At 44.8% G+C, this 11,402-nt stretch carries 10 protein-coding genes; 2 read left to right on the top strand and 8 right to left on the bottom strand.

The window, feature by feature from the left end; translation table 11 throughout:
- Positions 1 to 30: 30 nt before the first annotated feature.
- From Q4Q54_RS07635 to Q4Q54_RS07615, 5 genes are all read right to left on the bottom strand, one after another.
- Positions 31 to 795 carry an outer membrane protein OmpK gene (locus Q4Q54_RS07635; protein ID WP_311988126.1) on the bottom strand — a complete coding sequence of 255 codons (765 nt, stop codon included), beginning with the start codon at positions 793 to 795 and terminating at the stop codon, positions 31 to 33.
- Between the two features lie 194 nt (positions 796 to 989).
- Entirely contained in the window at positions 990 to 2,237 is a 1,248-nt protein-coding gene (locus Q4Q54_RS07630; protein ID WP_311905476.1) for a HAMP domain-containing sensor histidine kinase, read from the bottom strand.
- Positions 2,224 to 2,901, bottom strand: a complete 678-nt coding sequence (locus Q4Q54_RS07625) for a response regulator transcription factor (RefSeq protein WP_006084628.1) — start codon at positions 2,899 to 2,901, stop codon at positions 2,224 to 2,226. The genes Q4Q54_RS07630 and Q4Q54_RS07625 overlap by 14 nt, the downstream gene beginning before the upstream one ends.
- 2 nt (positions 2,902 to 2,903) lie before the next feature.
- On the bottom strand, positions 2,904 to 3,650 hold the full coding sequence (locus Q4Q54_RS07620; RefSeq protein WP_311905475.1) for a helix-turn-helix transcriptional regulator: 747 nt from the start codon (positions 3,648 to 3,650) through the stop codon (positions 2,904 to 2,906).
- A 173-nt stretch (positions 3,651 to 3,823) separates the two neighbouring features.
- Positions 3,824 to 4,615 (bottom strand): ComF family protein, encoded by a 792-nt coding sequence (locus Q4Q54_RS07615; protein ID WP_311988178.1) that lies wholly within the window; start codon positions 4,613 to 4,615, stop codon positions 3,824 to 3,826.
- Positions 4,616 to 4,647: 32 nt separating this feature from the next.
- On the opposite strand from Q4Q54_RS07615, the gene bioH reads away from it, so the two are divergent.
- Both bioH and Q4Q54_RS07605 read left to right on the top strand, forming a co-directional pair.
- Positions 4,648 to 5,442, top strand: coding sequence for a pimeloyl-ACP methyl ester esterase BioH (gene bioH / locus Q4Q54_RS07610; RefSeq protein WP_311988125.1), 795 nt, complete (start codon positions 4,648 to 4,650; stop codon positions 5,440 to 5,442).
- Between the two features lie 61 nt (positions 5,443 to 5,503).
- Positions 5,504 to 6,061 carry a hypothetical protein gene (locus Q4Q54_RS07605; RefSeq protein ID WP_311988124.1) on the top strand — a complete coding sequence of 186 codons (558 nt, stop codon included), beginning with the start codon at positions 5,504 to 5,506 and terminating at the stop codon, positions 6,059 to 6,061.
- A 99-nt stretch (positions 6,062 to 6,160) separates the two neighbouring features.
- On the opposite strand, the gene Q4Q54_RS07600 is transcribed toward Q4Q54_RS07605, so the two are convergent.
- From Q4Q54_RS07600 to greB, 3 genes are all read right to left on the bottom strand, one after another.
- A complete protein-coding gene (locus tag Q4Q54_RS07600; protein WP_220776484.1) occupies positions 6,161 to 8,125 on the bottom strand; it encodes an LTA synthase family protein in 1,965 nt (654 codons plus the stop codon).
- A gap of 217 nt (positions 8,126 to 8,342) precedes the next feature.
- Entirely contained in the window at positions 8,343 to 10,706 is a 2,364-nt protein-coding gene (locus Q4Q54_RS07595) for a Tex family protein (protein ID WP_311988123.1), read from the bottom strand.
- A gap of 163 nt (positions 10,707 to 10,869) precedes the next feature.
- Positions 10,870 to 11,373 (bottom strand): transcription elongation factor GreB, encoded by a 504-nt coding sequence (gene greB / locus Q4Q54_RS07590; RefSeq protein WP_006079584.1) that lies wholly within the window; start codon positions 11,371 to 11,373, stop codon positions 10,870 to 10,872.
- Positions 11,374 to 11,402 lie beyond the last annotated feature (29 nt).

Raw genomic sequence — 11,402 nt, 5'->3', positions numbered from 1 at the left:
TTGAAAAACATCAGACCCTCTGATTAATAGTTAAAATTGATAACCAATCGATATACCATACTCAAGCCCATCGTTATATTGCGAGCCCCAACTATCATAATGAGTTAGATGCAACTTAGAATATATCGAATCTGTTAGTTTTGTTTGTATAGTTGTTATGATTTGGTGGCCGTAACTGTTGTATGAAAAAAGCTCTTGATGTACTTCATCCCTATCGATTTGAGCCTCATAATTTAAGCTTAAACTGTGGTTAAAACCCAAAAAGTCAAATGGATACTTTGCATTCAGTACGACAGCGTAGCCTGATAAATCGTTAAACTTCGCTGATGTAGGTGAAAAATTTCCAAATGTATAGTTCAAACCAACACCATAATTTAATGATAAGTCTTTGAATTTAGCATTATGGGTAAGACCAAAATAAAGATTATCCTCAACTAAAGTTTCACTCGCTGATACAAAGTTTTGCGTCCAAAAATTAAACTGAGAGTCTCCTAGCCTATTTTCTATTATCATTAACGATTTAATTGTAGTTTTGCCATCTATGTTTCTTTGATTTTCAGCGAGTTCGGCAGGATTTTCTAACTTAACATTAGCAAAATAGGATCCCCAATCTGCAATTCCCAGATGATTTAACTTAACAAAAGGTTGATTAAAAACGCCTGGGTTATCATTTTTCGTGTCGTTTGTGTAGAATTTATAACCTAAATCTACGCTAGTCTTATTCACATCAGCATATACTGAACCACTGACAAAAATCGCGCCAAACAAAGCTGTTATAACACTCTTGTTACACATAAAACCTCTCACATATCCATATATTATTTGAGACAATGTTCTTTTAAAAAAAGAATACTATCCATGCCTGATAAACTTTATTGGATTAATTTACTATAGCTAACATGAAGGCTATGTGATCTAGACCCAAAGGCGCTGTTAGATTTAAAAAGTGTGTGGTTAAATGTAGTAAACATCGATGAAATATATTTAAGTCATTTAGTTATAATTAATTTTGCTATAAACATGCCATTTTTTGATGATGTTGTAAAAAACCAATCGAGTTGATCTGCCAGCCGTTTAACCAACAGTAATCCTAAACCGAATCCATTATGACCGTTACTATTGTAGGAATTAATAATTTCAACACAATGACCTTCTTGAGTAATATTAATATCGACTCCACCATGTTCAATACTATTCCTTAATAAATTACTTATTATTATTTTTAAAGGCTGGAGCTGAACTAGCAAACAAGTATCATCAGCTAATAACTGTATTTTTTGTTCATGACCATGTACTTGTTGCTGCTCCTCGATAATACTGAGAAGTAAAGGTGACAGAGCTACGTTTTCTTTTTCTAGGCTGGAGCACTCTTTATTTGTTAACCATAGCAGTGTTTCAATAAGAGACTTCATTTGTCCAGTCGCTTGAGAAGCATACAAAGTCGCTCCAGTGAGTTCACCTTGTTGTAAAGCGAGGATTTCGAATGAAGACTGGCATATTGCAACAGGCGTACGTAATTCATGGCTAGCAAATCGCAGAAAATTTAGCTCCCGCTGCTGAGCCTCTTGAAGTTGTAAAATTGAGTTATCTAAAGCATCAACAATAGCCTTTAATTCAGCATATTCTTGTTTCGGTAAGCTAAGTTTCCCTCCTCCCTCCCAATCATGCTGCTTAATCGCATGGCTAATTTGATGGACAGGTGTAATCACTTTACTTTGCATATAAAACGCAAGGCCTGCGCTTGCACAGAAGGTTATCAATACTAGAAGCAAGATTGCAGTCATGTTTTTAGGTGCAAATTGCAAGTCATGGGTAACGCTGTACTGCAGCCAAACATAGAGTGGCTGGCCACTCTGTGTGTAGTACACACTCAAAGCATCAACAAAGGGACCTTCTGCATGCTCATACAGAATTGTATTCGCATCAGTTAAGACTTCATCATTACTTAATTGTCGAATCAGCGGAGGGATATCTGACCAATTAAGATAGACGGTTAAGTTATCAGTTTTTAGAATCGGCTGATTAAGTAATTGTTTTTGCGGTTGAGCATGTTCCGCCATAGTCAGTAATGACTCAGCAGCTTGCCCTGCATTATGTATGGTGACCTCATGCATAGAAATCATACCTGCACACATCATGCACAGTGGTATAAAGCTATTAATACCTAATGTTATTAATAGAAAAATAACACCCCATACTTGGTAGCTCCGCTTGAGGCTAAGCTTAGGAGCTTGCATTGATATCATCCCTAAGGCTTAGACCGACTCCACGAATCGTATGCAATATTTGTCGTTCAAAGGGTCGATCTATCACCCTTCGTAACAGATGAATATGGCTGCGTAAACTATCACTATCAGGAGCACTATTGGGCCAAATCGTTCGCTCAATCTCTTCTCTACTCACTGTTTCTGGGCTACGCCGAGCTAATAAAACAAGGATCTGCCAGCCTGTTTTAGGTAAAGCAAGAAGCTGTCCTTGGCGATATACCCTATGGTTTCCAAAATCAATTTCTAGCTCCCCAATGACTAGCCTTTGAGGCGCCGGACGACGCTGAGCAACCACCTTCAATCGCGCGACGAGTTCCTCCATTGCAAATGGTTTTACTAAATAATCATCCGCGCCAACAGCAAACCCATTCAAGCGCTCATTCAGACTACTACGTGCGGTTAACATTATTATGGGCGAAGTAATGCACTGTGCTTTCCAGCGTTCACATGCTTCAATCCCATCACCATCAGGCAAATTTAGGTCGAGAATAATAGCGTCAAATTGCTGCTGACTAATGAGCATATCAGCCTGAGCTAGGTTGAAAGCGTAATCGCACTCTATGCCACTCAATTCAAGATATTGAATGATGTTGTTAGAGAGAAGTCGATTATCTTCAACCAGTAATATCAACATATTTAGATCAACTCATATTGATGGGCTAAATGGATTAAGTTTGCTCTATTTGTAGCCCCAAATTTCTTGCGCATAGCTTCCATATGATATTCAACTCCTCTGACACTTATCGGGAGCTGAGTTGAAATTTCGTCATTCTGAAGGCCGTTTGCGACCATGAGCAGGATATCTCTCGCATTATCTTTAAGTAGCGAGCTTTGTAGAAATGGATTGAACAATTGTTTATTACATTCAAACAGCTTGTTTTGGGCTTCCTTTAAAGTGTCTGCCAATCCCTCTAACACCACCTCCGAGGCACTAAGATGGCTGAGTAGTATGAAGCGGCCAGCCCAATGACGATTAGAGTGGCAAGAGATGGGCCAGCTCAAAACACTTTGAATATTATGCTTACTAAACAGTAGGCTGGTCTTATCATTTTTTTCACTCGTGAATCTATACATATAAGATTTTGAAGTATCCAATGAAAAACCAAAATTGAAATCATGGGAGGCTATCTGATTTAAATAAAAACGCTGTAATTCAGCCATAACAGGGGAAGAAGCTATGCTGGCGATAGGTTTTCTTAGTGCCGTAGGAGAGAACAGATTGGTATCTTTTGGAAAGTGATAATTTTCATACGCACAATGTGGAACTCCTTGAAACCAGAAACCACAAAAACCATGTAGCTTTAAAGAGTAGTTTATCGCCTGAATAACGTCCTTCAGCGTTGATGCCGTATCTGCATTTGATCGCGCCAGTTTAGCGTCCATAAATACCCTCCAAACGAAATAATATAGGAAGGTATCTCAATACAAAAAATAAACAAAACCCATTGATACAGATACTTACACCTTGTCTCAGAATTAAAACTTATTCATTTTCACTCAGTATTTTTGACATAATTTTGACATACACATAGATATAATGATGTGACCGCTATGTTTTAAACAGCGTCAACATCATCCAACAAGCCTGGCGCCTCTGCCCTTGCCAGACACCATACTTGCACGTGCACGTATCGCGCTTCGAATAAGCGGGCAATTTCAGAGACTGTGGTGCCTGTCGTGACCACATCATCCACCAGTGCAATACGCTGGAACGCAAAATCATCCGCTAACATAAAGGCATCGTGTAAGTTGCGTCGTCGTTGTGCACCTGAAAGTCCGGCCTGCGGCCGAGTGTCTTGCTGGCGCGTTAATCCTTCGCTCACTAATGGCAGTTGCAAGAGCTGTGATAACTCATGGGCAATTAACCACGCCTGATTAAACCCCCGTTGTTGCAAGCGTTTTGGATGCAATGGGACTGGCACTATAGCTTGCGGCAGCATGATTAATCCTTGCTGTTCTAATAGCTTAATTCGCGCCACTAAGGCGCGGCATAGCACAGGTAAAGCGGCAAGTTGCCCCTGATATTTAATCGCGCCGATCCAAGCACCTAAACCTTGATGGTAACTGCAGGGGGCAACGACTTTACGCGGCTGACGCTTTTGGCATTCCCCGCAATAATCAACCTCGATTTGCATCGACTTACCGCAGCCTAAGCAAATATGTCCATGATATAAGCCAGATTGAAGACAAACGATGCAAATGCCCGTCTCGGGGATAGGTATGGATTGGTGGCACAGCAGGCAACGGTTAGGTAAACTGCCCGCCAACCACCTTGTGCTGAGTTGATAGCCTAAACACACTATCCGCCAAGCGGATGGCGGCCAAATCCTTTTAACAAAGCGCGACATACCTTCACCTAATCCATTTTTGAGGCACTCAAGTGAGCCAAGTGACATCCACAAACCAAGCAAATTTGCATATTGAAATCAGCGGCCAAGGGCCAGATCTGGTGATGCTTCACGGTTGGGGAGTCAATAGCGCTGTGTTTACGCCATTACATGAGTCACTGTCTCAGTATAGGGTGCACTATGTCGACTTGCCGGGCTTTGGCCATAGCCAAATGGTGGAGGGTGGCCTATCAACTTGGGTCGATGCCTTAGTCACCGCATTACCAGAACACGCTATTTGGGCCGGCTGGTCACTTGGTGGGCTAGTTGCGACTCAGGCAGCACTGAGTTATCCAAAAAAAATCAAAGGCTTGATCACTATCGCCTCATCCCCCTGCTTTATGGCAAGGGAAGACGAAGCATGGCCGGGTATTCCACCACAAGTTCTTAATCAATTTAGAGAACAACTCGGGCAAAATTTACCTAAAACCATTGAGAGATTTCTAGCGATTCAGGCCATGGGCAGCGCAACCGCTAAAGAAGATATCAAACGGCTGCGCGATCTTGTGCTTGCGCGTCCGTTACCCGATGCCAGAGCCTTAACTCAAGGTCTGAGTATGCTGACCGACATCGACTTAAGGCCGCAACTGACAGAGTTACAGCAACCTTGGCTTAGAATTTGGGGACGACTCGATGGACTCGTCCCCAAACGTGTACAACCTAAGATGCCGATCACGACGCAAATTGAAGATGTGATGCTAGCCAAAGCCTCCCATGCGCCGTTTATTTCCCATCAACAGGAGTTTTTGCAGGTATTTATGCCTTGGTTAGCGTTACAGACACGCTAACGCTTTATCTTTGAGCGATTAATGGCTAGTATTTAACCATTAGTGCACCAAGGAATTTTCCATGTTAGTTGTCAGTAACTACCCCCAAGTCCCACTAGCGACCAGTAATGTCGCGACGGACTCGGCTCGGGTCGACAACCAACTGAAACCTGTGGTCATTCCCCCACAAGCTGCCACTAAAGGTCATGAAGAACGCGCCTTTAATCCGCAGAATGAACGCACAGCAGATCAAAGTCAGCAACAAACCAAAACGCTCGAGAATAATCAGCAACAAGTTCAAGAAAAACAGCAGCAACAGCAATCCTCGCAGCAACAAAGCCAACAACAGCAAGAGAAAAAAGCCTCCCTTGTGGTGGCCGAGCGGGTGTTACCTAAGACGCTTAAAGTTGCTGCACGCGGTCAAGCGGCGCTGCAACGTAAGGATATCCGCTTAAAGGTCAGTCAAGGTGCGGCAAATTATGCCAGCAGTAACGCTAAAGCGAATACCAGTAGTGCGGCGCGTCAATCGCTCCAAGGAGAACCGACTCAATTTTATCAACAGCTTGGACAACGTATTGGTCAGTTCTATCAGCAACAGACTCAGCCAGAGCAAGAATCTATTATGTCGACGTGGATTTAACCTATTCTAATCGTATAAATCCGTTTGCGCACAAAATTAACATGAATGATAAACAAAAATGCCGCTAAAAATAGCGGCATTTTTTATGCTGTTTAACGCTTATTTAGGCAAACGATACAGCTCTTGCTGGTAGGCCAAACTGCCCCATAATGCCCAACTTAAGGCTTTCTTCTCTAACGCTGCTGCAGCTGGCGCATAAGGCGTTAACTGCTCAGTTTTTTCGTTATATTCGAAACCTTGAGCCGCTTTTTCTGGCTGCAGGATCACTACATCTTTACCTTCCATCAGGGCAAAGTTTTTATCGTATTGCATTAACGCGCGTCCAGGCCAATCATCGCTGACCTGGGTCAAATCTCGGCCCAGCATAGGATAGGAGTCTGAAATACCAATCAATGATAGAAGTGTTGGCGGTAAATCAATTTGGCTCACAATGCGATGATCGCGTTTTGGCGCTAAATTATCCCCAAGGATTAAACCCGGAATACGAAAACGTGACACTGGCACCAGATCCGCACCACCTACTCGGCTGTCATGGTCGGCAACCACGATAAAAATCGTATCTTTCCAGTAGTCCGCATTTTTCGCCAGTTTGAAAAACTCACCAATCGCATAGTCGGCATATTTCGCCGCATTATTACGGGTTTGCTTAGGTTGCTCGTACAGCTCGATACGATCATCTGGGAATTCGAATGGATCGTGGTTACTCGAGCTAAACACTAAACTAAAGAAAGGCTTACCTTCGCTGTGCAGACGCTCAAACTCACTATTCGCTTTGCGCATTAAGTCTTCGTCAGAGGCGCCCCACGAACCCACAAAGGCCGGAGATTTATAATCTTTCTGATCTATGATGTCACTAAAGCCGTTGCCCAAAAAGAAACTACGCATATTGTCGAAATGGCTCTCACCACCATAGATAAACTGCGTGGTATAACCATGATTTTTAAGTAATTCAGCTATGCTGAAGAAGCCAACTTGGCTCTTACCCAGTTTCACCACAGCACGAGCTGGCGTCGGGGTAAAACCTGTCGTTACGGCTTCTATCCCGCGCACTGAACGAGTACCAGTGGCGTACAAATTATCGAAATACCAACCTTCTTTGGATAAAGCATCGATATTCGGAGTCAGCGGTAAACCGCCTAAACTCCCCACAAAACGTGCGCCTAAACTCTCTTGCAGTAAGATCACTAAGTTCTTTGGCTTTCCGGTATAACTGGCTTGGTTAAAGCTTAGCGATGGGATATCCGTAGAGGTAAATGCACTGTCAGGACGACCACTTTCCTGTCTTATGGTCGCAATAATCTCAGCATTATCTAACTTACCATACACTTTAGAAGCATCTTCTTCACTGCCCATTTGCTTGATGGCAAACACTAATGAATAGGCTGAATTGATAACTAACGAGTTAACTAATGGATCATCGGCAAAGGCCACTAGAGCAGGGTTAAGTGGTCTATGACCTAAGGTTGAACGGGCACCTAATATCGTGATAGCGATAACAATTAATGCTAATACTGGACGCCAATACCAGCGTGGAAAGCGTAAATTTTTAGTGAGCTTACCGCTTAATATCCAACCGCCCCATAGTGTACCTATAGTTAATAACACGGAGAAAATCAGCTCAAGTTTACGACCCGCCCACAGCATAGAAAGCACTTCTTTTGGGTAGATCAAATATTCCACATACAAACGATTCGGGCGAATACCGTATTCTTCGATAAATGCAGGGGTCGATGCTTCTAAAAACAACATGATCCACAGACCGACGGTTAACCACACCCGTAGAATCGGCTGCCACAGACGGCCAATAAAATGATCACCCGAAAATAATGCGGTTCCTAGGGCGGCAATACCCCATAACCAACACAGGGTAGCGATATCGACACGCAAACCTTGGATTAATAGATGCGACCAACCATCAACAGCGGCCACGCGATCGGCTTGCCAAAGCCCTAAAGCGATACGGCTCGCGGTGGCAATAAAAAGCACTAATAATGAGAAAATAAAGATGGCGCGGAAAGGCCCATGGGCATTGTGATGCCCGCGAGGTGATAAACCAGATTGCATGTGTTACCCCAAAACGTATAAAGAGCCACTCAGCGTTGGAGTGTCAATTTGAAAAAAATCGGTGAATAAGCTGTGCTATGACAACCGATTTTGCTTAACGTTGCATTAAATGCCGACTTTATATTCCCTAAGGCGACATTGATGCAACAATTTTGTGAGTAACATGTAAAAAAGTCGACTCGGACAAGGTTTAAGTCCGAGTCTTAACGGTTAACGCTTACTTTTTCAGCTTAGCGAAGGCATCGGCAAAGGCATTGCCCATAGCCGCATTTGCCGGCGCTTTAGGTGCTTGTTTTTGCGCCGGACGTGCAGCAGGTTTTGCCGACTGAGGCGCCTTGCCATTATGAGTTTTGGCAGAGTTGTGCGGTCTTTGCTGCGACTTACTCTGGTCGATAGCTTCCTCCAAACGCATGCTCAAACCGATACGGCGACGCTCAACGTCCACTTCCATCACTTTAACTTTGACCACATCACCCGCTTTCACCACAGTGTGCGGATCGCTGATAAACTTGTCGGTCAGTGAAGATATATGCACCAGTCCATCTTGATGCACGCCAATATCAACGAAGGCACCAAAGTTAGTCACGTTGGTCACTACGCCTTCGAGCACCATTTCTGGTTTCAAATGTTTAAGCTCTTCGACGCCATCTTTAAACTTAGCGGTTTTAAACTCACCACGGGGATCGCGACCCGGTTTATCCAGTTCGGCCAAAATGTCCGTCACGGTCGGCAAACCAAATTCCGCCGTAATAAACTCTTCAGGCTTGATGCTACGCAGCAAATCAGAGTTACCCATCAGGCTCGCCAGTTCCACTTGTTTAGCCTTAGCGATAGTTTCGACGAGTGAATAAGCCTCTGGATGCACAGACGAAGCATCGAGTGGATTATCACCTTCACGAATACGCAAAAAGCCCGCCGCTTGCTCATAGGCTTTAGGCCCTAAACGTGGCACTTTCAGTAACTCTTTACGATTTTTAAACTGACCATTGGCATCGCGGTAATCAACCACGTTTTTCGCTAACGTCTTATTTAACCCCGCCACTTGTGACAATAACGGCACAGAGGCCATGTTGAGATCCACACCCACGCCGTTTACACAGTCTTCCACCACAGCTTCCAGTGAACCCGATAATTGGCTTTGGCTCACATCGTGTTGGTATTGACCCACACCGATAGACTTAGGCTCAATCTTCACCAATTCGGCTAACGGATCTTGCAAACGACGCGCGATAGACACAGCACCACGAATCGAGACATCGAGATCAGGGAACTCCAGCGCCGCCAATTCCGATGCCGAATACACAGACGCGCCCGCTTCGCTGACCATTACTTTGGTCAAGTGTGGATGGGTATCTTTCACGGCGGCAATCAGCTCAGCGGCCAGCTTGTCGGTTTCCCGTGATGCAGTGCCGTTACCAATCGCAATCAGCTCAACCTTATGCATTTTGACTAAGTTAGCCAAAGTACGGATCGACTTTTCCCACAGATTTTGCGGTGCATGCGGGAAAATCGTCGCATGGCACAACATCTTACCCGTGTTATCGACCACAGCCACTTTCACGCCGGTACGTAAACCTGGATCGAGTCCCATAGTCGCTTTCGCGCCCGCTGGAGCGGCCATCAATAAATCACCTAAGTTACGTGCGAAAACTTTAATGGCCTCGGCTTCGGCGCGTTCGCGCATTTGCGAAATAAACTCGGTTTCCATCTGTAGCGCAATCTTGATACGCCATGTCGCCGTCACGACGGTTTTCAACCACTGGTCGACGCTGCTATCACCCAATTTCAGCCCTAAATGATCGCAGATAATTACTTCGCAGTAACTGCCTTGGCCCGCTTCGGCAGCAGGATCGGCATTCATAGATAACGCTAAGAAACCTTCGTTACGGCCACGCAGCATCGCCAGCGCACGGTGAGAAGGGATCTTAGCTAACTGTTCGGTATGCTCGAAATAATCACGGAATTTCGCGCCTTCTTTCTCTTTACCTGCAATTAAGCGGCTTTCTAACACACTGTTTTGGCTTAAATGTTCACGCACTTTACGCAGTAATTCCGCGTCTTCGGCGTAGCGCTCCATCAGGATATAACGCGCGCCTTCAAGCACAGCTTTCACATCGGCGAAACCCGCTTCGCTATTGATATAACCCGCCGCTTTGGCTTCGACATCGGCGCTACGGTCAGCCAGTAAGGCATCGGCTAATGGTTCAAGCCCAGCTTCGATAGCGATTTGGCCCTTAGTGCGGCGCTTAGGTTTGAAGGGCAGATACAAATCTTCGAGACGTGTCTTGCTGTCTGCGTCGTCAATAGCCCTTTGTAATTCTGGCGTTAACTTACCCTGAGCTTGGATGCTAGACAGAATCACTTGGCGTCTGTCGTTCAGCTCACGCAGGTAACCTAAACGTGTGTACAAGGTACGCAGTTGCGTATCGTCTAATCCGCCCGTGGCTTCTTTACGATAACGGGCAACGAAGGGAACTGTCGCACCATCGTCAAGCAGAGTGATGGTTGCGGCAACTTGTTGCTCACGAACATTCAGTTCTTGAGCGATAATCTGAGCGATGTTATGTGCATTAGTTTGCATAAATAAAGTGTCGTGCCTAACTGTAAAGTAAGTCGTTATTGCGCCAAAGATACCACAGGCGCCCCGTATGTTTCATGCTAAAGCCTAGGTCAAAGCAGAGTCTTTGATCTTTCATCGCCATGCCATGGTGACCGCAGCGGTTGTCACGGCGGCAACCCTGTCGCTAATCTGCCTCGCTGGCGAGAGTGGTTTCAAAAGGAGTGTAACGGATCTGATTGATATACCACTCTTTTGGACCCGATGGCGTTTGCACTACCACCTCATCGTCCACTTGCTTGCCGATTAAGGCACGCGCCATGGGCGAGTCGATGGTGATGTAGCCCAATTTGGTATCGAGTTCATCTTTACCGACGATCCGATAACGCACGCGATCACCAGCTTCATTTTCAAGCTCGAACCAAGCGCCGAAGAATATTTTACCTTCCTGCTGCGGTGAGTAATCGACGATTTTTAACTCTTCCAGCCGCTTAACTAAGTACCTGACTCGGCCGTCAATTTGTCTTAATAAACGCTTGTTGTAAGTGTAATCAGCGTTCTCGCTACGGTCGCCCTGCGCCGCCGCTTCTTGGACTTTAAGGGTGATTTGCGGCCGATATTCTTTCCACAAATACTTCAATTCTTTATCTAAAGTTTGCCAACCCTGTCGGGTGATCAAATGCGCTTTCATAACTCTTTATTATCCACATGCTGAGCAAA

The organism is Shewanella sp. SP2S2-4, from assembly GCF_031932025.1.
Lineage (GTDB): Bacteria > Pseudomonadota > Gammaproteobacteria > Enterobacterales > Shewanellaceae > Shewanella > Shewanella baltica.
This window is presented reverse-complemented; position numbering and strand designations above follow the sequence as displayed.